The following is a 24,075-nucleotide window of genomic DNA, read 5'->3' as shown; positions in this document are numbered from 1 at the left end:
AGTATCTGGGGGATGCCACGATGGCCAGCACGATTTTGGACAGGTTGATGCACCGCTGCGTGATGTTGGAGTTTGAGGGCAAGAGCTACAGGCTCAAGGAGGCGGCTGCTCGCTTGGCCGTCCAGCCGGAAACGTCATAATCTGGCAGCGCTGCCTGGGGGAATTTGGGGTGGCCACGGGTGGGGGAATTTGGACTGGCCATCAGGGAGCATGTTGCTGACCATGGTCAGATTTCCCAAATACTTGCCGAAGTCTTGGTGGTGGTCATCACCCATGCTCCTCGCAGCTTGAAGTGCTGCTGAACGATGGTCTGCAACACCTGTGCTGCTTCAGCTGAGATCTGTCTGGTCAAAAACAGCTTGGCCTCTTTATGGTGAAAAGTGACAACGCGCAACTGGCAGCAAGTCAAATAGGTGTGGCTGAACCCGCCAGGAGCAGGTGAGGTCGCCTGAAAAAATTGCGATGACCGTTTAGAAAAGCAGACAACTTTGTTGACAAAAACCGATGGCAATACATTTTTAAATATTTAAGAAGTTTCTATTCGAAAAATATAAAACTTAATTTTGCTTACAGTTCTAGAAACTGAACCGTAGGAAGAACCACTTCGTGAGTGATGCAAGAGTTGTCTTCACAAACCAATGCAAATCGTGCATGGGTCCCGCCGACGTCCCCGCGCAAAAAGGGTGACTCAGTTGTTGGAAAGGTGTTCAATTGAATCATCGGTAAGAAAATTCATCGGCGATTGATTCGAGTCGATTCACGAACGACCAACTCAGCGGCAACTAGCCTTGATGGCGGATTTTTTTTGTTCAAAATATCAATCATGGCTTTAGCGGCCGATGCACCAATTTCGTAAACAGACTGACGAACAGATGTCAAAGGTGGCAAGGTGAATGCTGAATGTGGGAGATCGTCAAAGCCGATCAATGAAATGTCTTCTGGCACCCTTAAACCTGACCTGTGCAATGCGAGGCGAGCGCCATAAGCCATTTGATCATTGGCCGCCAGCACAGCTGTGAATTGCAAACGTGAATTCAGCAAGCTATTCATCGCACGGAACCCTCCAGCCTCTTGGTAATCACTGCACACGATCAATTCTTCGTCTAATGACGTTCCTTTCTTCAAAATCTCGCTTTTGAAGCCTTGCAAGCGTTCCTTGGCATCCGGGTGATCCAGCGGTCCAGAAATGAAAGCCACACGATTGTGGCCCAGAGCATGCAGGTGGCGAACCGCCAGACTTGCACCCTCAGTATTGTCAAAGTCAATACTGAACAAACCTTTTGCACTTAAACGCCTGCCCGTGACCACCACAGGAATGTTGGCAGCCATCTCGATTAAGGTTTCATCTGCCAATTTGCCTGTCAAAACAATGATGCCATCGACCTTACGCTCTTGAAGCATGAACAACCTGTTTTGCTCCTCAGCCTCGTTCCAGTGACCACTCACAAACAAGGGGACGTAATTGGCCTTTTGTAATTCATCTTCAATACCACGCAAGGCTTCGCCGTAGTAAGGGCTGTCAATGAACTGCGTTAACACACCTATGCTCATGGTTCGCCCACCAGCTAAACTCCTTGCGGCTGGGTCAGGACGAAAATCCAATGCTTCGATCACGGCCTTGACCAATGCCTTTTTATCTTCGCTCACCTGTGCAGTGCCGTTCAGAATTCGCGAGACTGTGCTGGGGGAAACACCTGCCTGCTCGGCTACCATCGTCAGCGTTGCCCTTTTTTTTATGGGGACGACCTCCAAGGGATGAATTTGAATGTTTTGGGACTGACTGGGGTTGCGCATATGAACTTTGATAAACACCTAATCGATTGCATTATCAACGACTACGGAGCTTGCCAAACTTTGACGTAATCTACCTTCAAGGTCATTGATGGTATGTCAGGCGGGTTCACATCACCGCCTAAATTTCCCCCGACAGCAACATTCAAAATCAGGTGAGCGGGTTGATCAAACGGCCAGTCCGCCTGACCTGCGCCGACCGGTTTTTTATAAGAAAAAGTCGGCACACCATCAACTCCAATCAGTATTTCTTGAGCCGACCAGTGCATTTGGAAGTTGTGATAACTGGAACACATCCCCGATACGTTTGCTTTTTGATACCGCGAATTTGCACCAAAATTATTGGCTGTGTGCACACCTGACTGGACCTGGTTGATGTCGTTCGCAAAGTAACGACCAAACCATTCCATGATGTCAATTTCACCACGCGCTGGCCATTCACCATTTTGGCCCATCATCCAAACGGCAGGCCATGCACCACCTACACAAGGAACTTTGGCACGAATTTCATAAAAACCGTAGGGCGTACCGTTCAAGGCACTGTAATAGCTTGATGTGTCGGTTTTTATCCGTGCTGAGGTCGCCAAAAGTGTGGGGTTTCGCGTGGGCGAATTTTCAGGAACGCCTGCAATAGGCTGTATCGTGAGTTCACCATTGCTGACAAAGACGTTGGCGCTGTCTCGGGTGTATAGCTGTCTTTCGCTGTTTCCCCAAACACTACCACCCAACAAGGGCGCACCTTCATCGTAGGTCCACGCAATGCCCGGTGAGCCTGAGGTCGTGAATTCATCAGACCATTTCAATGTGTAGTTGGCTGGACGAATCAATGACAAGGTGTTTGGTACGTTCGCGGTAACATCAGAACCGCCGCCCCCGCAAGAACACAGCATGGCTAGCGCTGCACAAATTCCGGTCGTGCGCATAGTTTTAGAAAGTGTAAACAAGTCCCGCTCCCATCCAATTGCCGGACTTGGATACCCGCGAATCCACACCTGTGAATGCTGCATGACCTGGCATGCTCATTGGTGCCAAGCCTTTTTTGCCATAGTTGACCAAGCCAGCAAAACCGTAGACTGAAAACCCGGGTTGAATCTCATAGCCGAGACCAATGGTGTTGAGCAACAGGGTGTTTGATTGGCCTCTATCTGTTGGATTTTTGGTGTTGGCCTTGCCCAAGTAAACCATGCCTGTGTTGATATTCCATTTCGGAGCAAACCTGTAAACAGCACCTAAGCTGATGTCAGTTGAACTTGCACTGTAGGCTTTGTTCGTGGCTGCATCAACGCCATCAACGTTGAACATGTCGTTCCAAAGCGCATTGGGTGCTACGTACCCTGTGACAACGGCTTTTGTGCCGCTCCATCGGTTGTGTCGGATACCGCCATATAAGTCTGTTTTGGCATTGAGTTGGTAACGAGCCATTAACATCACAATTGATTGATGATTGCCATCTACCAACAATGGCTTATTGTCTTGTCCTATAAATGGCTGTTGGGTTGTTGTGGCCACAAACGGTGCGTGACCCCATGAAAGGGCTTGTCCATTTTTGGCTGATTGGGCAACGGCATCCAATACCAATGGCCCTTTCACATATTTTGCGTACAGCTCATAAAACTCAGGCTTGTTGACTTGCCACTTTGAATCACCTGCGTCGTAAGTGGCCTCCAAATGAAGATCACCATTGGCCACATCCATCAAGGGTAAACCCAGGCGTATTGCGCGCTGTAGCAAACCATAACCAGCGCCGCTTGAAGCCCATGAATCAGCAATACCGACGTTGGTTCCGTAGGGGTAGTCCGCCAAACTCCAGCTGCGGGTTGGAAATGCGCCAATTTGGACACTGCCGTAATTCTCATGAAGCAATGTTCCGTTTTGCTCGTACCAAATGCCTGGAATGTCTTCTTTGCCATCTCGCCAGCGTTGACTGAACAAACCCTTCACTTTGAAACCGTGGCCTAAATCAAATTCCTTGGTGCCCAAGTATGGTTGGAACAATGTGACATTGCCCTGTTTGGTACCAAATGGCTTTCCGGGAGCCAAAGCATCCGCCCAGGGCCGGTGCCGCGATTCACCGGCGTTCAATTGGCAATCCGCACACTGGTTGCTGGCTCTTGAAACCTCTGCTTTGGCAAAGCCCGTCAAAGTGAACGGGCCAAAGTCAACGGCCATGGCATTTGTTGACAAAGTCATGCTCAATCCCATGGCAGTGAGTACCAATGAAAAACGCAAGGGAGAGTTGGGTTCGGATTTTGGGTTCATTTGTCGGTTCCTTTTGAAAGCGCTTTCATTAGCTTATCCATCGAAAGTCAGAGTGTCAAATTTTTTTTGTTCGGGGTAAACCCTTGGCATATGATTTATTTTCGATTTATTAATGGAAAACCCCTAATTGTCTTGAAAGCGCTTTCATTAAGATGGCTGATAACTCATCATTTGAATCAATAGAAATGACGAAAATCATCAAACACTTGTGCTTGGTCGCATCAGGCTTGTTGGTCTGCAGCGCAAGCATGGCTCAATCCACAATGCCTTTTGGCGCGGGTCAAGTGTTGCTTGCGCCTCGTACAGCTGACAACGCTGCGCCCAAAGCGATCGGGCTGGCCGACTCGATGAAAGGCCAAGCTGTACCCACCAACCAGTGGTACTCGGGCCTTGTATTCAGTCCCAAAGCTGAAGTGCTTTTTGCACAACCCTACACCGTACGTGCTGCGGCAACTGGTTTTGAGTTGGCATTGCCCAAGCGGCAAGTCATTTCAACTGAACGCAAAGACACAGAGATCCATTACCCCCACCGTGCGCCGTTGGTTATCACACCTCTAGATTTCAAGGCCTCTCAGGGTAAGTTGGCTAAAGCCAGTGATTGGGCCATTGACATCAGTATGGGTGTTGGATCTGATCGCTTTGACTTCACTGTGGCGCACGGTAGCCCTTACGTATATGGCCGCATCAGTCGTGGCTCCGTATCCTTTCAAACCTCAGCAGCAGCGCAGCGTACCCAACTCAGCTCAGACCAGCGCGTTCTCACTTTGCTCAGCGAAGGTCAAACCTATGCCATTTTTGGACCAAGTGGTGTGCGATGGGAGCAATTGGGTCAACAGTGGGTGGCCCACTTGCCTATGGACAAAGGCTATTTCTCGGCTGCAGTGCTGCCCGACAATTCGCCCGAGACTCTCGCGATATTTATCCGCCATGCACATGCTCACATCACCCAAACCCAAGTGTCATGGCATTACACCGAAACCAACAATTCACTGCGGACTGATTACAGCGTCACCACACAAGCCATGGAAGGCACTGAGACGAAGACGTTGTTAGGCCTTTACCCACATCACTGGCACCAAAACCAATCTGTTATCGGAAAACTTAAGGGTCAATACCAGACCATTCGCGGTGCCATCCGCTTGTTGCCCGCTAACCAGTTTTCCACCGAGCTGACCTATCGCGGTTTTGTTCCTTTTTGGCCAGGCCTCAAAGATCATCCACGCAACGACGAACTCAAGGCCGTCTTGAAAGCAGACGTCAGCAATGCCCGGCGCAACATGCTTCAGATTGGCAATGGCCCCTATTGGCAGGGCAAAGGGCTGCAACGAATCAGCAAAGTCCTGGATGTAGCCGAACAACAAGGCGATACCGAAGCCGCCAAGCGTTTACAGAACTTGCTCAAGGGCCGCATTGAGCAATGGTTCTCGGGCAAGGACAGGCAAACCTACTTCCATTTGGACAAAACATTGGGCACGGTGCTGGCCTATCCCGAGGAGTATTTCGCGGTCGAACAAATGAACGACCACCACTTTCACTACGGCTACTGGATACGCACCATGGCCGACTTGGCGCTGCGCGATCCCGAGTGGGCCTCAGATACCCAATGGGGCGCAATGACCAACTTGCTCATTCAAGACATTGCAACTGCGGAACGGGGTAAAAAAGACTTTCCTTTCCTTCGCACCTTTGATATTTACGAAGGGCACTCCTGGGCCTCGGGCATTGGCTTGGGCGACTTGGGCAACAACCAGGAATCATCATCCGAAGCCATCAATGCTTGGTCAGCACTGATCTTGTGGGCGGAAATTCGAGGCGACAAAGCGCTGCGCGATTTGGGAATCTACCTGTACACCACCGAAATTGAAGCCATACGCCACTACTGGTTTGATGTGCACAACCTGGTTTTTGCACCCGAATACATGAACAAAGAAGTCAGCATGCTCTTTGGTGGGGCTTACAAACACAACACCTGGTGGACAGATGAACCCCGCCAGATCAAAGGCATCAACTTGCTGCCGATCTCGACATCTTCCACATACCTGGGCTTAGACCCAGCACATACCAAGCGAAGCCTAGCGACTTTGCCGGAAGACACACGCATTTACGAGTCCCGCGGCAAACGCGCCAACCCCACCGACATGTGGCAAGACTTGTTTGCCAAGTACATGGCCCTGACCGACCCCAAGGCCGCCTTGGCCATGTGGGACCGCTGGGGCGCTGTGGAACTGGGCGATACCCGCACCCATGCACTGCACTTCATGTTGAGTCTGGAAAAAATGGGCGTGCCCGATTTCAGCGTCAGCGCCAACCACGCTTTGTATTCGGTCTTCAAACGCTCAGATGGCCTGAGGACCTACCTGGCCTACAACGCTGGCTCGCAAGCCAAGACCGTGACCTTCAGTGATGGGCAAGTTCTGCAAGTGCCACCCCGAAGCCTGGCGCAGGCCAGCAAAAAAGTTTCCCCCTGATCCCCTTTTTCAACCCCCAGCGCAATCTATTCATCAAAAATGAAAGCGCTTTCAATTAAACCTAAAGGAGACCTTCATGCGATCATTCCCCACCAAAATTTCCGCTTGCGCCATCGCAGCAGCCGCATTGCTTTCAGCGTGCGGCGGGGGTGGCACCACACCAGGCGCCAACAACAACTCAGCGGTAAGCGGCAGCACAGGTGCATGCACGGCAGCACCTTGCATCAACTTTGCAGAGACCACATTGGGTATGGTCGACTTTGGCACTTTGGGCATTGCAGTTGCAAATGATCCAGCAGATGCCACCAACAAGGTCGCGAAGTTGACAAAAACCACTGGTTCCGAGACATGGGCTGGTGTAACTGTTCACCTCGGCGGAGCAGGCAACTCCGTGACTCGCATAGACCCCGCTCTGGGTATCACCTTGCGTGTTTATTCTCCTGCAGTGGGTAAAACCATCATGGTGAAAATTGAAGATGCATCCAATGACACTCTGAATGTTGAAGCAAACGCTACCAGCACCAAGGCGGGCGAATGGGAAACCCTGACGTTCACCTATGCATCAGCAAACCCTGCAATCACATACAACAAGGTCAGCGTCTTCCCTGGTTTCAATACGAAATTAAACGAGGTCTATTACATCGACGAATTGAAGTACACAGCGAAGGCCGCAGATGTTGTGACACCCCCAACAACCGGCGGAACAGTATTGACCTTATCTTCTGGATTTACCAGCGCTGTACTCACCGCAGAGGGCGGGGCCATCAAATCAGCAGGTGGCAGCAACTTTGACGGTTTTAGTTGCAATGGCAACGTTGAGTCGTGCGGCACTTTTGCAGGTGGGTCTGGTGCTGACAGTTATATGGGCTTTTACTATCAAACATCTAGCGCGGCATCTGCTCTTTACAGCCAAATTGAAGTATTTGCACCCAACATCACTGCTTTGAGTACAACTGCCGATACAGACGGGGTCACCGTCACCAACCAAACAAAAGTCAATTTCACCTTCAACCAAAACCCCGAATGGTTCAGCGGTGCCAACAATAAATTTGGCGTTGTCATCACTTTGGGTAAACGTTATGCCGTAGGAGAGGGTTGCCATATTGAGCTTCATGGGGTGAAAACACCGACCTCGGTGGATGCCACAGCCTATACGATGAACCTTCGTGATGACTTCCGCGTTGCGCAGGACTGCGGTACGGGCATTGCACAAACCGATGTTGCTGCAGCTTTGTCGGCATCACCTGTTATCAGCAGCGTTAAGTTCCTTGGGGCTGGTGGTGGTGCGGCAATCATTGGCCGTAACAGCGTGTCCAGCGGTGCCAACTTGACAACCGCAACAGGCGGTGGTGTTTATCCCACAACCGTTGTTCTCAAAGGTGGCATCACCATTGATTGATTTTTATTGATGGATAAACTGGGCTGATGACAGCCCCGTTTGTTTCACCGTTAGAAACCGCAATGGCCAATTGGACATTGCGGTTTTTTTAGTTTTTGCGATACACCCGAATGTCATCCACCTCCATGGTCGCAGGCAAATTGGCGTTCGCCACTGGACCACCCAACACACCGCCAACGGCCACATTGAGCAACAGATATTGGTCTCGGTCAAAGGGCCATTGGGCTCAGTTGCGATTGCGTGGGTTGTTGTAGGTGAAGGAGTACACGCCGTTCACACACACGACCACCTTGTCCGCGTCCCTGGTCATTTGGTAAGTGTTGAAGTCGGTGCAGGTTGTGGGCTAAGGGGTGGTTTGTCCTATACTGCCGCCGCCGCGTTGTTAGCCGCTGTGTGCACGGTGCCCAACACTTGCTGTTTGTCTGTGATCGAAAAAACCTTTTGTTCCATGATCTCGATCTCACCGTCGGCGGGCCATGCGCCTCCGGTGCCCAGCATCCAGATGGCGGGCCAAGTGCCATGGTGCAGAGCAGTTTGGACCGCATTTCAAAACAGCCACAGGTCCAACTGGCTTTGCCGCGTGTCACGAGGCGGGCCGAGCTGAAGTTTTGATTGCCGTAATCCGTAGCATTGGTCAGGCGCTCTTGGCGGGCGGTGATGAGCAGTTTGCCGTCAACCACGCGGTAGTTTTCAAGCCTTTTGCGCGCTGTAGTACTGCAACTCCCCGCTCCACCAACCACGTTGGTTGTAGTCGGTGTCATAACCCCATTTGCTGCTGTCGGGCAGGCCAGGCGTGTTGAACTCGTCTTGCCAGACCAAGGTCCAGCCTGACAAAGCGGTGGTGGTGTTGCCCGTGTCGGGATTGGACGGGCTGTTTGGGGCGTTGGTGCTTGTTTCCAAACCACCGCTACACGCTGCAAGCGTCGACAGCAGGCCTCCAAAAAAATAGCGTTTGGCGGCTGTACTGCACACTGAAATGCATTTTATGTCGGTGTCAGTCGCCTGTTTTGGGCGTCGAACAGATGCACTTGTGTGGGGTCTAAATGCAGGCCAATGGTTTCGCCCATGCGGTGGCTGATTTGCTGTTGTGTCAACTTGACCGTGATCAGCTCAGAGTGCCATGGCAGCCTCACATAGACGATGGATGAATCGCCCAATTGTTCGGCGAACTCGATCACGCCTTGCAGCCCCATCCCGGGCTCGCACAGACGAATAGCCTCTGGACGAACACCCAATAAGACACCAGACAAGGCTTGCGTGATGTTCAAACCCGCATCGCTGCAGGCCATGCTGGTTTTGCTGTCAAATTGGATGCGGCTGAGGGGTGCATCCACGGTGTAGCGCAAGAGGTTGATTTTGGGAGAGCCCAAGAACTGCGCCACAAAGGTATTGACCGGCTTGCGGTACAAATCCATCGGCGCACCCACCTGCTCAATCTGCCCTTGGTTGAACACCGCAATGCGGTTGCCCAACGTCATGGCCTCGGTCTGGTCATGCGTGACGTAGATCATGGTGGTTTTCAGATCGGCGTGCAGCTTGGCCAGTTCAATGCGCATTTGCACGCGCAATGAGGCGTCCAGATTGGATAAAGGCTCGTCAAACAAAAACACTTTCGGTCGGCGCACGATGGCACGGCCAATGGCCACGCGTTGTCGTTGGCCGCCCGACAATTGTTTGGGGTAACGCTTGAGCAAAGCGGTCAGCTGCAAGCGCTCTGCCGTGTCTTGAACGAGCTTGGCGGTTTCGCCTTTGGAGGTGCCTGACATCCGCAGGCCAAAGCCCATGTTTTCTTCGACAGTCATGTGCGGGTAAAGCGCATAACTTTGGAACACCATTGCCGCACCACGTTCAGAAGGGCCTTTGGTGCTGACGTCTTCGCCGCCGATGTGGATGCTACCGCCGGTCATGGTTTCAAGTCCGGCAATCATGCGCAGCATGGTGGATTTGCCGCAGCCCGACGGGCCTACAAACACCATGAATTCTCCATCCTGGACTTGCAAATCCAGGCCTGGAATGACCACGGTTTCACCAAAGTGTTTGGTGACGCCTTTGAGTTCGATCGATGCCACGTTATGTCCTACTCAAAAAATTTCGATACCAGAGTGCACTGTTTTTGAGTGTTCGTTGCTGTGTCTCAAAGTCCACGTGAACCAAGCCAAAGCGCTTGGCGTAGCCGCTGGCCCATTCAAAGTTGTCCATCAGGCTCCAGGCAAAGTAAGCACCCACCGGTACACCTTGCACCATGGCATCGTGAGTAGCGGCAATGTGGTCGCGGATATAGGCCAATCGCTGCGCGTCATCCACCACGCCGTTGACCAATTGGTCTTTGAAGGCCGCACCGTTTTCTGTGACCCACAGGCGTTTCGGTTGGTAATCGTGATGCAAACGGCACAGCAATTCGGTCAGTCCGTGGGGATATACCTCCCAGCCCATGTCGGTGACGGTGTTCCCAGTGCTGGCCACATCCCAAGGATTGCCACACGAGGAAAAATTGCGAGTGTAGTAGTTGACGCCCAAAAAATCGTTGTTTTGAGCAATGGTTGCCAAATCACCGGGTTGCGATTGCGGCGCGTCGGCACCCAAATGTTCGATCACGTCCTGTGGGTAGACGCCTTTGTACAAAGCATCCATGTACAGGCGCAGGATCAGGCCATCATCCAATCGCGCCTTGGCCACATCCTGAGGATCGTCACTGGCGGGGTAAATGGGTGACAGGTTCAGCACAATGCCCATCGCGGTGGTGAGCCCCAGTTCACGCATAGCTTGCAATGCCATGCCATGGCTGAGCAACAGATGGTGCATCGCTTGCATGGCTTGTTTTCTGGACTGAATGCCTGGCGCAAAAATTCCTTGCTCGTAACCCAAGATGGCAATGACCCAAGGCTCGTTGTGCGTACAAATGCTGTGCACGCGGCGGCCAAATCTGCGGGCCACTTCTGTCGCGTAGCGTGTGAAATGTGCGCAGATCTCTCGGTTGTCCCAGCCGCCTTGGTCTTGTAGCGATTGCGGCAAATCCCAATGGTTCAGTGTCAAGTGCAACTCAATGCCGCGTTTTTCAAGTGCCGCAATCAACTGGTCATAAAAGGCAAAGCCTGCTTCATTCCAAGCGCCTTGACCATCGGGTTGTACGCGTGGCCAGGACATCGAAAATCGATATGCATTGACGCCCAAACTGGTGATCAACTCAACGTCCTCTGGCCACCTTGTGTAATGTTCGCAGGCTACGTGGCCATTGCTGGCATCTGCTATTTTTCCTTCAATGTCACAAAAGGTGTCCCAGATCGATGGGCCTTTGCCATCGCTGTCGTGCGCGCCTTCTATTTGAAAAGAGGATGTGGCGACACCCCACTTGAAGTCTTGAGGGAAATGGTCACGAGAGACGGTCATGGTGCTCATGTTCAGAGTGGTTGATTTAGCCGCGCACAGCGCCTGAAGTCAGGCCTTCGATCAGTCGGCGCGATGAAAATATGAAGATGATCAGCAATGGGATGACTGCAATGGCCGATCCCGCCATCAATGCACCCCATTCGGTGTCGACCGGACTTTGCACGCTGCGCAGCGCCAACGGAAATGTGTACATCTCGGGTGAGCGCATCACGACCAAGGGACCAATGAAGTTATTCCACGAGGCAATGAATGCAATCAGGCCCAGCGTGCCGAATGCAGGTCCTAGCAAAGGCACGACCACACTCCAGTAAATTCTGAATTCACCACAGTTGTCCATGCGGGCCGCTTCAATCAGCTCTTTGGGAATGGCTGAACTGATGTACTGCCGCATCAAGAAGATACCCATGGCAGGGGCTGCACCCGGCAGATACAACGCACGAGGCTGATCGATCCAGTTGAGCGCATCCATGATCAAGAAGGTGGGGATCATGCCCAGAAACGATGGCACCAACATCGTGCCCATGACCAGTGCAAATAACAGTTTTTTATAACGGAACTCGTACACGGCAAAGGCAAAACCGGCCATGGAGCAAAACAAAAGGGTCAGTGCCGTCCCCATCAAGCCCACATACAGCGACCACCCCAAGTTTTTCCAAAATGGAATTTTGGCCATCAAAATCTTCATGTTTTCAAAAAAGTGATCACCAAAAAACAAGGGGGGTGGAACACTGAAAATGTCCGACCGCGATTGCGTGGCAAACACGAACATGAAGTAAAAAGGGCCCAGCATCAACAAGGCACCCAGCACAATGAAGATCCAACCCGTCACACCCAGTGTGGATTTGGCTTCTGACATGGCTTGGCTCATGCTTGCCCTTCTTTGTTTTTGAATACTTTGTTCGTGACCAAGGTCATAACCAAGATGATGACGAACAGCATCCATGAAATCGCGCTGGCCAAACCAAAGTCATTGAAATCAAATGCCGTTCGGTACATGTACATGGCGGTGGTCATGCCGGCATATTCAGGACCACCTTTGCCACCCGTCAAAATGAATGGCTCTTCAAAAAGCTGCAGTCCACCAATGACGGTCAAAGTGACCCCGAAGAACATCATGGGCTTGAGCTGGGGCAGGGTGATGTAGAAAAATTGTTGCCAGTTTTTAGCCCCATCCATGCGGGCTGCTTCATACAAATCGCGTGGAATACTTTGCATGGCCGCCACGTACAAGATGACGTTGAAACCCAAATAACGCCAGAACACCACGGCGGAGACGACGGGTTTGACGGCTTCTGGACTGCCCAGCCAATCAATGTTTTTCTCGGGCATGACTGCGCTCAGCCATGGCCATTTCGCCATTTCAGCCAAGGCTGCATTGACCATGCCGTAGTCGGTTGAAAACAAGGTGCTGAACATGATGGCGATCGCCACCGTCGATGTGATGTAGGGCAGGAAATACGCGCCCATGGCGGCATTGCGCCAGCGACCCATTTTTTCGTTGATCAAATAAGCCAAGGGAATGGCGACAAGGTGTTGCGGCATTCCCGATACGAGAGCCATCCACAAGGTGTTGCCCAAGGAGGTCCACACCAAAGGGTCCTCGATGGCAAATATCAAATTTTCCAGGCCCACATATTTCATTGATTCGAGTCCCTGCACCGGATCCCACATGTGAAACATCAGCACGAAGGAAAAAACAATGGGAAACAGTCCGAATACCAAAAACAGCAACAAAAATGGGCTGATCAGCACATAAGGTGCCAACGCGGGTGTCAGCACGGGCTTCATCAACGACTCGCTCGTCTTTGCACCAAGCGGTGTGCGTCTTTAAGCGCTTGGTCTATGGGCTTGTTTTTGGTCAATACCAAATCCAATTCAGCATTGACTATTTCTTCAGCCAAGCTGTCGTTTTTAAAGACCATGGTTGGCTTGATTTGCGACGCGGTGTTTCTCCATTCGGTTCGGGCTTTTTGCCCGCCCAAAAAAGCCACGGGTTGATTGAAAAATTCTCCGTTTTGGGCTTCAATCAAGGCTGGGAATGCATTGAATTTTTCAAAAGCCATTTGCTGCTGCTTGCTGTTCAAAGTCAGGTGTTGGATCAAATCCCAAGCCAATTCCTTGTTCACCGCTTTCTTGGGAACTGCATAGAAGGTCCCACCCCATGAAGTGGCAATGCGTTCAGGCAACACCGTGGAACGCCAAAGTCCACTGGTGTTGGGGGCCAACCAATTTTGCAAATGGCCACCCAACCAGGCCCCCATCATTTGAACAGACACGGTACCGCGTTTGAGCGACTCACCCCACTCGTTGGACCAAGCATTGATTTTGGCGTCTAAACCTTGCGCTCTGATTTGTTGAGCGATCTCGAACCCGCGTTTAAATCGAGGTGCTGTATCGATGACGGATTTGCCTTGGTCATCAAAGTAAACACCATGTCCTGCGGGGATGCCTGTTCTGATCACGATGTCTTTGACATCACGTGCATGTGCTACCAGATAAGCACCACTGTCTTTTTTGATTTTTTGACCGCTTTGGATAAAGCTATCCCAAGTCTGAGTCAGGTCCGATTCTTTGACATTTGCCTTGGTCAATAAATCATGTCGGTAAAACATGGCCCCTGGACCAATGTCGGTCGGAACGGCCACTTGCCCGAGGGAGGCAGAGCGGCCTTGAGCCAGGGCGTAGGGCACCATTTTTGACGCATACTGACCCAGTTGAAAAGGTGCTTTGTTCAAGTCCTCGAGTCCGCCACTTTGGGTGAATCGACCCAAGTAGCCATATTCAATGGTCATGACATCGGGCAAGCCTGTCGATGTTGCCAGCGCAGTCGTCATGGCTGTGTGGTGGTCTGCATACTCGCGGCTAACCACTTTTACTTCCACATTGGGGTTTTTCTTTTGCCACTCTTGAAGTGACGCTTTGATGATGTCATCTACTGCTGGAAATGCTGCAACCGTGATGCTCGTTTTTTGTGCCATCGCCATGCCCATCGACAAGACGCAAAGCACAAAAATTGCTGTTCTTTTCATGAAAACCTTTCTTTATGAAAGCGCTTTCATTTTTAAATACAACATCTGAGATGTCAAGTCGATCAAGGGTTTCCACTGTGTTTCTTTCAGCTTACTCACTTGTGAGTCGCTGTTTCAATTTGGAGCGTGATGGATCTATATTCCGATGTTCATCACGACCCTTTACAAGCAAATGAGACCGTGTATGGGTGGTCCTTGAACGGATCATTTGCACGAGCAGGTGAATTTAAAGCCCACCCGCCACATCCACGATGCTGCCGTCGACGTAGCTGGCATCCGGGCCGGCAAGCCACATGGCCACCTTGGCCACTTCTTGCGCAGTGCCGGATCGCCCCATGGGGACGGCCGTTTTGGCCATGTTTTGCATTTGCGCTACGCCGCCGTGCACATTGTGAATCTCCGTTTCAATGAGACCGGGGCGAATGGCATTGACGCGTATGCCCTGTGTGCCCACCTCTTTGGCCAATGCAAGGTTAAAACTGTCCAGTGCGCCTTTGGAGCCGGCGTAAGCTCTACCGCCCGATAAACCACCCAGGCGGGCTGCTACCGATGACATGTTCACAATGGCACCTCCAGTGCCGCCGTTCGCAGTGGACATGCGAAGCACCGCTTCACGCGCACAGAAATAGGCACTGAAGACGTTGGCACCATAAAGTTGATGGAGATTTGTTTCATCGACTTGCGTGATCAAAAAACTGGCCAGGATGCCTGCATTGTTGATGAGCGCATGCAGTGGCCTCAGGGCCTCGTCGAACTCACGAAACATGCGCTGAACTTCCGATTGTTGGCTCACATCAGCCAGCAAACAGACGACTTTCACGCCCCTTGCCTGCAGCTCTTCGGCCAAGTCCATGGCCTCGGTTTGGCTTTGCTTGTAATTGAGGCCAATGGACCAGCCTTGTTGTGCAGCCTGTTCGGCGATGGCCCGCCCAATGCCCCGACTGGCACCCGTGATCAAGATGTTTTGGGGATGGCTCATCGTGTCACTCCGGTTGTATGTTGGCTTCTTTGACCAGGCGAGTCCATTTGTTGACTTCGCTGCCCATGAATGTCTTGAGTTGATCAGGTGTCATCACCATGGCTTGAATGCAAATATTGGACAGCTTGTCCTGAGACTCCTTGGTTTTGAGTGCTTGACCCATGGTGGCGTTCAATTTGTCTACCACATCTTTGGGCATGCCGGCTGGCCCCAAGAGGGCGAACCAGGCCGTGATGTCAAAAACCGGCATGGATTCGGCCAGGGATGGCCAATCGGGCACCAGCGGGGAGCGCTTGAGGGCTGTGATGCCCAAGGGGCGTAATTTGCCGCCCTTGGCTTGAGCCATTGAATTGCCCAAATCCACAAAGGTGTAGTCCACCACGCCTGCCATGACGTCGTTCATGGCCAAAGGAATGCCCTTGTAGGCCACACCCAAGGAGTCCACTTTGCCCAACTTGTTGAGCACAGCAATGCTCACTTGCGAACTCGAAGAGCCATAACTCGCGTTGACTTTGCCCGGACGCTGTGTGGCGTACTGGATGAATTCCTGGATATTTTTGGCTGGATGATCGGCCTTGACCATCAAGACCAGCATGTTTTCGCCGACGGCAGCGATGGGGGAGAAGTCCTTGAGGGGATCATAGGGAATGCTTTTGAGCAAGGCGACGTTGGAGGCGGCCGCCGAATTGGATGAAAACAACAAGGTGTAGCCATCGGGTGCAGATCGGATGACCTCCATGGCGGCTATGGAGCCACCGGCCCCCAGGTTTGTTTTCAACAACAAAAGCCTGGCCCAGTAAATTTTGCATTTGCAAAGCCATCAGCCGTGCAGCTTGGTCCGTGGCGCTGCCCTCAGGCAATGGCACCACAAATTTGACAGGTTTGAAAGGTTTAAAAAGTTAAGTCTGATGCCAAGCAGATCCAGATGCAAGCCAAAACGCCAGACCCAGCGTGACCATTTTTATGAAACTGCGTGTTTTCACCATGTCTGCTCAATATTTTTAAAAAGGTTTTTATGGTCGAAGAATTTGCAGGGTCAGCAAGTGAAAAGACAAAGATTTGCCATGCATGTCGAGGTTCAAAGAGTCGTTGACACCCCCATCCAACACGTTGTCGAGCACAAAATTCATGGCACCCAAGTTGGGCAAAACATAGCGGCGCACTTGACTGGGCTTGCGAGCCCCGAAATGAAGTGCCACTTTTTCTGCAGTGACCTGATGGACCAACCAATCAAAGTCTTCCTCCTTGTAAGCAATCAAGCTGATGTTGGCATGGTTGCCTTTGTCACCCGTTCGAGCATGGGCCAGGTCGTAAAGCGCAATGTGGGTCATAGGGCAATGTGGGGCAGAGATGAGATCAATTGAAAACTGGCAGGAATTTTTTCACGTGGAATCAGGCAGGCCAAATTGGACAATCTTTGGCGTTTGGCGACCCGAACACCCCCACCTCCAGCAGGCCCACCTGTCCACAGGGCGGTCAGCTCTTGCAACAACAACTCAATCATGGGCAGGGATTCGTGTCTGGATGCGACCCGCAAACGGACATCCATGGAGCGGGCCACGGGGGCTTGAGCCAACATGCTGCCTGCGTCATCGCCCAAGATGCTGGTGATGCCAATCAAGTCAAAGCGCAGTGGCAACTGAAGGCCCATGCGTTGTTGCATGACTTGCATGGCCAACCGAGCCCTCCCTTCGGCATTGGGTCCTGCATATGAAATTTCACCTTCACCGAGCCAGCCACCCTCAAAATAGGCCAGTACTTTGAGGGTGCTGGTTCGGGCATGGCCTTTTACACCAGAGAGTCGAACACGATCAGGTCCTACTTGTTCAACTTTGGCTTGGGTGATGTCAGCAACCACATCGGGGGTGATGTATTGGGCTGGGTCATGCACTTCGTACAGCAGTTGTTCTTTGACGGTGCGGCAATCGACCAAGCCACCGGTGTGATCTGCTTTGCTGATCACACAGGAGCCATCCGCAAAGATCTCTGCAATTGGAAACCCGACATTTTCCAGACCCGGAACTTCTTTTTTGCCCGGATCGGCAAAGTAACCGCCAGTGACCTGCGCCCCGCACTCCAGCAGATGCCCGGCCATGGTGGCCCCCGCCAGTTTGTCCCAATCGTGTTCATGCCACCGATAGTGGGCAATGGCAGGCCCCAGCAACAAGGAGGGGTCGGCTACACGGCCCGTGACCACGATTTGAGCGCCTTGTTGGAGGGCTGCAGCAATTTCGAAGGCTCCCAGATAAGCGTTGGCGCAGACAAAACGAGCTTCTTCAAAGGCGGTGTCTAAATGCTGTTTGACCAGGTCGCGGCCCTCGGGTGTGGACAGGTCATCGCCCATGACCACCGCAATCTGAGGTTTGGGCAAGCCCAGTTTTTCGGCCAATCTCAGGATGCACAAGGCTGCACCCTGCGGATTGGCAGCACCGAAGTTGCCAATGATGGGAATGCGGTGATGCAAACAATCGGCCAGGATGGGCCCCAACTCCAATTCAAGCAAGGGCTCATAACCCAAATTGGGATGGGCTCGGCGAATCAGGTGTTGATGGGCCAAAGTACGCTCTGCCAGATTTTCAAACATCAAGGCAGCAGGCCCACCGCGGGCGATCAGCGTTTTGACCACAGGAATAGCCGCATCAACACGATCACCTGAAAAACCTGCGCCACAGCCCACTGCCAATGTTTGCATTCGAAGACCTGTTGTGTTGAAAAGTGGAATGATTTTGCAAAGGTCCGCAGGGCTTGTAAAACTAAATTTCTACCTTGAGCTTGAACCATTGTTCAAATGAAGTCTACGCTTGTGTGTGGTGCAAAGCTCAAGACAAATTTGCCATCCAGGCGGTTGAATTTGGAGCGTTGACCTCAACAAAACGATTCACATCAACGCACATCAAGGTCATAATGAATTCTCTTGAATGGAAATGAATGATGAACAAACTCAAAATCACCAAGATCAGAAATCTCTCTGCTGGCTATTACGCTGTAGGCATCGGCATTTTCTCTGCAGTTTTTTTCGTGCTGGCGCTCATTGTCGAATTGGTCCAAAGAAACAGTTGACGTGTTGGCCTTGGCGCCAACTTGTGCACAGCCCATTGCTAAATCAATCACATCAGTAGGGGCCTTCGGCCCAACTTTTGGATGGGGACACGCTGGTCATGAACGGCAGCAATTCCTGTTGAGACGACAGATCAAATCCCCAAGTAAGCCTTGCGGATTTCGTCCCTCCGGCTCAACTCGGATGAGACACCCGAGGTGACCACGCGACCGTTTTCGAGCACATAGGTGCGCTGAGAAATCGCCAAAGCGCGGCTGACGTTTTGCTCCACCAGCATCACGGCCGTGCCACTTTGGTGGATGGCTTCGATGGCCCGGAACATCTCGCCCACGATGCTGGGGGCCAAGCCCAAAGAGGGCTCGTCCAGCAAAAGCAGACGGGGCAAGGCCATCATGGCCCGGCCAATGGCGACCATTTGCTGCTGACCGCCCGACAAAGTCCCGGAAACTTGGCCCAGCTTGGCGCGGACGGCTGGAAAAAGTTCACACACCTTCTCAAAAGTTTGCTCACGCACGGCGCGGGCAGCTGGGTGCATGGCTCCGAGTTCCAGGTTTTCCCGCACCGTCATGCCCGTGAACAATCTGCGGCTTTCGGGTACCAAGGCCAAGCCTTTTTCACACAGCCGGTGCGACGGCAGTGACGAGACGGTCTGGCCTTCCCAGACGATCTGGCCGGATTTCAGCGGGCTCAGGCCCATGATGGCATTGATCAATGTGGTCTTGCCCGCGCCATTGGGCCCAATGACCGAGACCAACTCTCCGGAATTGACCTGCATGGACACATCCCAAAGTGCCGGGGCCGCACCGTAATTGACTTGAATTTGTTCTATTTGGAGCATGTTTAAACCGCCGCCTCATCACCCAGATAAGCCCTGACCACCTCGGGGCGGGACATGACATCCTGCGGATGGCCTTCGGCAATGACTTCACCTTGATTGAGCACCACCAGCCGATCAGACAAGGCCAGCACGGCGCTCATGACGTGTTCAACAAACACAATGGAAGTGCCACGCTCACGGATGCGTCGGATGGTCTGGACTGCAGCGCTCATCTCGGAAGGTGTCAAACCCGACAAGACCTCATCGAGCAAAAGCACTTGGGGCCGCGCTGCCAGCGCTCGAGCCAACTCCAAGAACTTGCGCTGGTGCAAATTGAGTTCATCCGGAAAATGATCCCCCTTGTCTTGCAGGCCGGTGAACAGCATCCACTCACGGGCCTCGGCCAGAGCCTGTGCGTCAGTTAAACGTGCGCCGCCGTAATGCGCTGCCAGGGTGACGTTTTGCAACACGGTCAAACCGTTGAATGGACGGGGAATTTGGTAGGTGCGCGATAAGCCCTGACGACGGATGCGGTGGGCAGCCCAGCCCGCGCAGGACTGGCCACGCAGGAGCACCGATCCCGCAGTGGGGCGGTAATGGCCTGTGACCACGTTGATGAAGGTGGATTTGCCTGAGCCGTTGGGTCCGAGCAGCCCCAAAATTTCGCCACGGTACAAATCGAGGTCAACCTGATTCAAGGCTCGGATGCCAGAAAAGTGTTTGCTCAGACCGCGCACTTCTAGCACTTTTTGACGGTCTGGCGAGTCGGCTGGTCGCGATAAAGGACGTTCAATCACCAAGCTGTCTTCGCTGGTATGTTCTGACGCATGCACATCGCCAGACAAGTCTTGGGTCCGTTGAATCAGTCGTTTGTGCTGGCGTAACTGCCATGTGCCTAAAATGCCCCTCGGCATGATCAGCACTGCGCCCGCTAACACCAAGCCAATGATGACTTTGCCAATCAGCGCACTTTCACCGGCAGTGAACGCGTGAAGCAAAAGTGTGATCAAGATGCCGCCCAACATGGGGCCTGCCCAGTGGCGGCTTCCACCCAGCACACTCATGAGCACCACGGTCAAGGGTACGGTGATGTTGAAGGTCTCGCCCACCGTGACGTAAGAAACATACAAAGCATGGATGGCACCCATGACGCCGGCAAAGAAACTCGACAAGGCAAAAGCACCCATCTTGAGCCAAAAGGTAGGAACACCGTTGACCTCAGCGGCGTCCTCATCGTCGTGGATGGCCAGCAAGCCCAAACCAGCGCGGGCATGGAACAACCACCATGCAGCCAACACGCACAAGACCGTCAGTACCAGACTGGCGTAATAAAAAGTGGAGGCCGGTTTGGGACCCCACTGTGGCAAATTGATTCCCATCAGGTACACACCTGGGCCACCATCGATGGGCGTGTTCACCACCACGGTGGCCAAAACAAAGCCCACCGCCAACGTGATCAGGGCAAAGGATTCACCACGGATTTTGCGCACATTGAACACCAGCGCCCCAATGGCCAATGCCAGCAGCGAGGCCAGTACACCACTGCCCAGCGCAGCGGGCACCACAGGCCAGTCAGCCTTGGTGGCCAACGTGGCCATACCGTACATGCCTACACCAAAAAACGCTCCATGGCCAAATGAAAAATAGCCGGAGTAGCCCGAAAGCATGTTCCAGGAGGTGGCCAGCGTCATCCAGAAAAAGATCACGTACAACAAGGACTGCAGGTGCACGGGCAAGCCCATGTAAGGTGCCGCAAAAAGCACCACCAACAACACGAATAAAAGGGTAAATCGCTGAATCTTATTCATCACCACGCCTGAGTAAAAGAATCAGGATCAACACCGTGAACGCCACCAAGGGTGCCCAAGTGGGGGCAATCAAAGCCTGGGTCATGGACTCGCTGATGCCAATGGCCAAGCCACCGAGCAAGGGCGTCAAAGCCGAACCCAGCCGCCCAATCATGACCACCGCAAACACCACACCCACCCAAGCAAATATCTGCGAGGGGGCTAAAGTGAAAGTCAAGGCCACGCAAACACCCGCACACGCGGCCAGTGCTGCACACAAACCCGCCATCAAAATAGCCAAGCGCTTGGCATTGATGCCAAAAGCCGTGGCAATTGCAGGATCCTCGGCACTGGCACGCACAGACTTGCCCATGTCGGTGCGGTGCAGCATCCACCACACCAGGCCCACAGCGGTCAAAGACATGGCCAAGGTCAAGGCTTCAGAGTAGGTCACCACCACGCTGCCCAGACGGAATTTATGCTCATCGTAGACAGAGGCCATGCGGCGAAAATCGGCGCTCCAGATCCACTGCAGCAAAGCCTCCACGGACACGGTGATGCCAAAAGTCACCAGCAATGAGTTGAAGGGCGTGATGGCAAATCGAGCGAACACAGCCTGCAAACCCATGCCCAATAAGGTAAAAAGCGGCACCAAAACCAGCAACGAGATCAAGGGGTCAACGCCCAACCGGGTCTTGAGCTCGTAGGTGATGTAGGCCGACAAAAACACCCAGGCGAAGTGCGCCAAGTTGATTTGCCGCAGCAAGCCCCAGCCCAAGCCGATGCCCAGACCGATCAGGCCATACAGGGCACCAAGAAAGACGCCGGAGGCGAGCGCTTGAAGTAAAAGCCCAGCGCTGGGCATGTTAGAAATTCATCTTGCTGCCAGGCAGAGCAACGTCTTTGGGGTGAATCACGACCCATTTGCCACCTTGCAATTGCTTGATCCGGTTCAAGTCATCGCCATAGTTGTTAGGTCCATCAAATCGGACTTTGCCCACGATGGTGTCCACGCGGTTTTTCTTGAGCCATGCAGAAATTTTGGCGTCTTCCAGGCTGCCTGAACCTTTGACACCGGCTTCCAGAAATTGCCAGCCAGTGAACGCGTTGGCCGCTTGCAACTCGAACACGGTGTCGGGTAAATTGGCTTTGGCTGCACGCTCGTTGTACAACTTGATCGCTTCGGCGTAAGCAGGGTTGTTGGTGAAGGGCGCATGCTGCTCGAAAGTGGTCAAGGTCAGCGCATTGGCAGCCAGCGGTGATTGCGCCAGAGGGCCTGGAGTGGGATAGACATGGAAATGGATCTTTGGTTTGTAATCGATCTTGTTCATCGCCTCGAGCAACTGAAGGCTTTCTGCTCCGATCGAGCCGATCCAAACCACATCGGCATTGGCCTCTTTCAAGCGTGACGCAATCGGCCCAAAGTCGCGGTTGCCAAACTCCCATTCCAGCCACAAGGCTTCACGCAGCCCCCGCTTTTTGAACACTTCACGCGCACCTACCGATAAAAAAACCACCGAGGGGAATTTGCTGCTGACCATGGCCACAGATTGCGGTTTTGCACCACTGGCCGCAATCGCATCGAGCAAGGTGTTGGGCACCGTGGTGCCCGGGTCGATGCCCATGACATACGCAGGAAAGTGCATGTCGTATTTGGCCAGCGATGGGATACCAAACGAATTGGTGATCAAGACTTTGCCGTTGCGTTGGGCCACGCCCATGGCCGCCAGCGAGTTGGCTGTGGCATAGGGCCCCATCAGCAAGTCAACTTTCTCACCTGAAATCAACTGCTCATACAAGGTGCGTGCGAGGTCGGGTTTGGATTGGTCATCTTTGACCACCCATTCGACGGGGCGGCCCAACAAGCCGCCACGCTTATTCAATTGTTCTATGAAGATTTCACCGGCAATTTTGTGCATCACCGCCGTCCCTGCCAATGGGCCCGTCAAGGACAAGGTGCTGCCCACCCGGATCGGTTTGGTCTGCGCATGCAGCCATGTCGAAGTCGATGCGAGCAACAAGGACGAACCCAGTGCTTTCAAAAGAGGCCGCTTTTGCATGTTTGATTCCTCAAAACTGTGTAGATGAAAATCGCAAAAATTGAAAATCCATTATGGAATCCGGCGCTCATTCGCCCATTGGGAATAACCCGCTGACGTGCTGTCGCCAACGCGCTTGCGAACTAGCGCTCCTGCAATTCACAGTGCACCGAAGTGCGGCGAGATCGCACCAAGCCAATTCGTTTGTTTGATTATTCACAAGAGCCCACCACCCATGAGCACACCCCCCGCCTCCAGCGCCTTCACGCCCTCGGGCTCCACACACATGGCGATTGCCGAAGTGGACCGGATCGTGGTGCGCGGCAAAGACCTCTGCCGCGATGTGATTGGCCAGCAATCGTTCACCGCCTATTTTTTGTTTTTGTTGACGGGCGAGACACCCAGCGACAACTTGGTGCGTGTGGCCGATGCCACCATGGTGTCCTTGGCCGAACACGGCTTGGTGCCCTCGGTTCAAGCCGCACGCATGACCTTGGCGGCAGCACCCGAGTCGGTGCAAGGCGCAGTGGCTGCAGGTCTGCTGGGCTGCGGAGCTGTGATCTTGGGTGCTTCTGAAACAGCCGGACACCTGTTGATCGAAATGCTCGCCCAGTCAACGCAACAAGGCCAAACCTTAGAGGTTGTGGCTCGCGAACGCCTGCAAGCCTTTCGCACCGCCAAGCAAGCCCTGCCTGGCTTTGGGCACCCAGTGCACAAACTCGGCGATCCACGCGCGACCAAACTGATTGAACTGGCTCGGCAATGGGGTGTGGCAGGTGCGCATGTACGCGCTCTCGAGGCGCTCGCCTCTCAAGTCGAAGGCGTGTATGGCCGGCCCTTTCCCATGAACGTGTCGGCGGCGATCCCCGCTGTCTTGCTGGATGCGGGCTACCCGGCCGGTGCACTCAAAGGCATTCCCTTGCTGGCCCGCACCGCCTCTCTGGTGGCACACATTCTGGAAGAGCAAACCCGACCTATTGGCTTCAAACTCGCCAGTGCGGCCGAGCATGCCATGACTTACGACGGCCCACCCGTGGCCCGTTGAATTTTGCAAGTACACAC

24 protein-coding genes are annotated in these 24,075 nt (G+C 53.0%); 4 read left to right on the top strand and 20 right to left on the bottom strand.

What is annotated here, in order from left to right:
• Positions 1-140 (top strand): ATP-binding protein (locus B9Z48_RS21920; RefSeq protein WP_233261177.1); only part of this gene is annotated, 140 nt, incomplete at its 5' end.
• 86 nt (positions 141-226) lie between these two features.
• On the opposite strand, the gene B9Z48_RS17165 is transcribed toward B9Z48_RS21920, so the two are convergent.
• From B9Z48_RS17165 to B9Z48_RS17150, 4 genes are all read right to left on the bottom strand, one after another.
• Positions 227-511 (bottom strand): hypothetical protein, encoded by a 285-nt coding sequence (locus B9Z48_RS17165; protein ID WP_108380022.1) that lies wholly within the window; start codon positions 509-511, stop codon positions 227-229.
• A 221-nt stretch (positions 512-732) separates the two neighbouring features.
• A complete protein-coding gene (locus B9Z48_RS17160; protein ID WP_108380020.1) occupies positions 733-1,794 on the bottom strand; it encodes a LacI family DNA-binding transcriptional regulator in 1,062 nt (353 codons plus the stop codon).
• Between the two features lie 41 nt (positions 1,795-1,835).
• On the bottom strand, positions 1,836-2,624 hold the full coding sequence (locus B9Z48_RS17155; protein WP_233261174.1) for a family 16 glycosylhydrolase: 789 nt from the start codon (positions 2,622-2,624) through the stop codon (positions 1,836-1,838).
• A gap of 94 nt (positions 2,625-2,718) precedes the next feature.
• Complete coding sequence (locus tag B9Z48_RS17150) at positions 2,719-4,050, bottom strand: hypothetical protein (RefSeq protein WP_108380016.1); 1,332 nt, start codon at positions 4,048-4,050, stop codon at positions 2,719-2,721.
• 248 nt (positions 4,051-4,298) lie between these two features.
• On the opposite strand from B9Z48_RS17150, the gene B9Z48_RS17145 reads away from it, so the two are divergent.
• Positions 4,299-6,518 carry a glycosyl hydrolase gene (locus B9Z48_RS17145; protein ID WP_158273306.1) on the top strand — a complete coding sequence of 740 codons (2,220 nt, stop codon included), beginning with the start codon at positions 4,299-4,301 and terminating at the stop codon, positions 6,516-6,518.
• Positions 6,519-6,594: 76 nt separating this feature from the next.
• Positions 6,595-7,917 carry a hypothetical protein gene (locus B9Z48_RS17140; protein ID WP_108380012.1) on the top strand — a complete coding sequence of 441 codons (1,323 nt, stop codon included), beginning with the start codon at positions 6,595-6,597 and terminating at the stop codon, positions 7,915-7,917.
• Positions 7,918-8,277: 360 nt separating this feature from the next.
• Here the strand turns inward: B9Z48_RS17140 and B9Z48_RS21590 are convergent, their stop codons facing one another.
• From B9Z48_RS21590 to B9Z48_RS17070, 16 genes are all read right to left on the bottom strand, one after another.
• Positions 8,278-8,415, bottom strand: coding sequence for a hypothetical protein (locus tag B9Z48_RS21590; RefSeq protein WP_158273305.1), 138 nt, complete (start codon positions 8,413-8,415; stop codon positions 8,278-8,280).
• Between the two features lie 192 nt (positions 8,416-8,607).
• The gene (locus B9Z48_RS17135) at positions 8,608-8,817 is read right to left on the bottom strand and encodes a hypothetical protein (protein WP_108380010.1); all 210 of its coding nucleotides are present in this window, start codon (positions 8,815-8,817) and stop codon (positions 8,608-8,610) included.
• 83 nt (positions 8,818-8,900) lie between these two features.
• Entirely contained in the window at positions 8,901-9,986 is a 1,086-nt protein-coding gene (locus B9Z48_RS17130; RefSeq protein ID WP_108380008.1) for an ABC transporter ATP-binding protein, read from the bottom strand.
• A 1-nt stretch (position 9,987) separates the two neighbouring features.
• Entirely contained in the window at positions 9,988-11,304 is a 1,317-nt protein-coding gene (locus tag B9Z48_RS17125) for a GH1 family beta-glucosidase (protein ID WP_108380048.1), read from the bottom strand.
• 25 nt (positions 11,305-11,329) lie between these two features.
• Positions 11,330-12,172, bottom strand: a complete 843-nt coding sequence (locus tag B9Z48_RS17120; RefSeq protein ID WP_233261173.1) for a carbohydrate ABC transporter permease — start codon at positions 12,170-12,172, stop codon at positions 11,330-11,332.
• Positions 12,169-13,092, bottom strand: a complete 924-nt coding sequence (locus B9Z48_RS17115; protein WP_108380006.1) for a carbohydrate ABC transporter permease — start codon at positions 13,090-13,092, stop codon at positions 12,169-12,171. Before B9Z48_RS17115 ends, B9Z48_RS17120 begins: the two co-directional genes overlap by 4 nt.
• Positions 13,092-14,333, bottom strand: a complete 1,242-nt coding sequence (locus B9Z48_RS17110; protein ID WP_108380004.1) for an ABC transporter substrate-binding protein — start codon at positions 14,331-14,333, stop codon at positions 13,092-13,094. Before B9Z48_RS17110 ends, B9Z48_RS17115 begins: the two co-directional genes overlap by 1 nt.
• Positions 14,334-14,559: 226 nt before the next feature.
• Positions 14,560-15,312 (bottom strand): SDR family oxidoreductase, encoded by a 753-nt coding sequence (locus tag B9Z48_RS17105; RefSeq protein ID WP_108380002.1) that lies wholly within the window; start codon positions 15,310-15,312, stop codon positions 14,560-14,562.
• 4 nt (positions 15,313-15,316) lie between these two features.
• Positions 15,317-16,090: a tripartite tricarboxylate transporter substrate binding protein gene (locus tag B9Z48_RS17100; RefSeq protein ID WP_146186319.1), complete on the bottom strand. Its 774-nt coding sequence runs from the start codon at positions 16,088-16,090 to the stop codon at positions 15,317-15,319.
• 235 nt (positions 16,091-16,325) lie between these two features.
• Positions 16,326-16,643, bottom strand: a complete 318-nt coding sequence (locus B9Z48_RS17095; RefSeq protein ID WP_108379998.1) for a hypothetical protein — start codon at positions 16,641-16,643, stop codon at positions 16,326-16,328.
• Entirely contained in the window at positions 16,640-18,004 is a 1,365-nt protein-coding gene (locus B9Z48_RS17090; protein WP_108379996.1) for an acyclic terpene utilization AtuA family protein, read from the bottom strand. Before B9Z48_RS17090 ends, B9Z48_RS17095 begins: the two co-directional genes overlap by 4 nt.
• Positions 18,005-18,195: 191 nt before the next feature.
• The gene (locus tag B9Z48_RS21585; protein WP_158273304.1) at positions 18,196-18,423 is read right to left on the bottom strand and encodes a hypothetical protein; all 228 of its coding nucleotides are present in this window, start codon (positions 18,421-18,423) and stop codon (positions 18,196-18,198) included.
• 80 nt (positions 18,424-18,503) lie between these two features.
• Positions 18,504-19,208 carry an ABC transporter ATP-binding protein gene (locus tag B9Z48_RS17085; RefSeq protein WP_089953789.1) on the bottom strand — a complete coding sequence of 235 codons (705 nt, stop codon included), beginning with the start codon at positions 19,206-19,208 and terminating at the stop codon, positions 18,504-18,506.
• A gap of 2 nt (positions 19,209-19,210) precedes the next feature.
• Positions 19,211-20,995 (bottom strand): branched-chain amino acid ABC transporter ATP-binding protein/permease, encoded by a 1,785-nt coding sequence (locus B9Z48_RS17080; RefSeq protein ID WP_089953786.1) that lies wholly within the window; start codon positions 20,993-20,995, stop codon positions 19,211-19,213.
• A complete protein-coding gene (locus B9Z48_RS17075; RefSeq protein ID WP_089953783.1) occupies positions 20,988-21,839 on the bottom strand; it encodes a branched-chain amino acid ABC transporter permease in 852 nt (283 codons plus the stop codon). The genes B9Z48_RS17080 and B9Z48_RS17075 overlap by 8 nt, the downstream gene beginning before the upstream one ends.
• Position 21,840: 1 nt before the next feature.
• A complete protein-coding gene (locus tag B9Z48_RS17070; protein WP_108379994.1) occupies positions 21,841-23,034 on the bottom strand; it encodes an amino acid ABC transporter substrate-binding protein in 1,194 nt (397 codons plus the stop codon).
• 214 nt (positions 23,035-23,248) lie between these two features.
• Between B9Z48_RS17070 and B9Z48_RS17065 the strand changes: the two genes are divergently transcribed.
• Positions 23,249-24,058 carry a citryl-CoA lyase gene (locus tag B9Z48_RS17065; protein ID WP_108379992.1) on the top strand — a complete coding sequence of 270 codons (810 nt, stop codon included), beginning with the start codon at positions 23,249-23,251 and terminating at the stop codon, positions 24,056-24,058.
• Positions 24,059-24,075: the final 17 nt, after the last annotated feature.

This window comes from Limnohabitans sp. WS1, from assembly GCF_003063265.1.
In the GTDB taxonomy this organism is placed as follows: domain Bacteria; phylum Pseudomonadota; class Gammaproteobacteria; order Burkholderiales; family Burkholderiaceae_C; genus Limnohabitans_A.
This window is presented reverse-complemented; position numbering and strand designations above follow the sequence as displayed.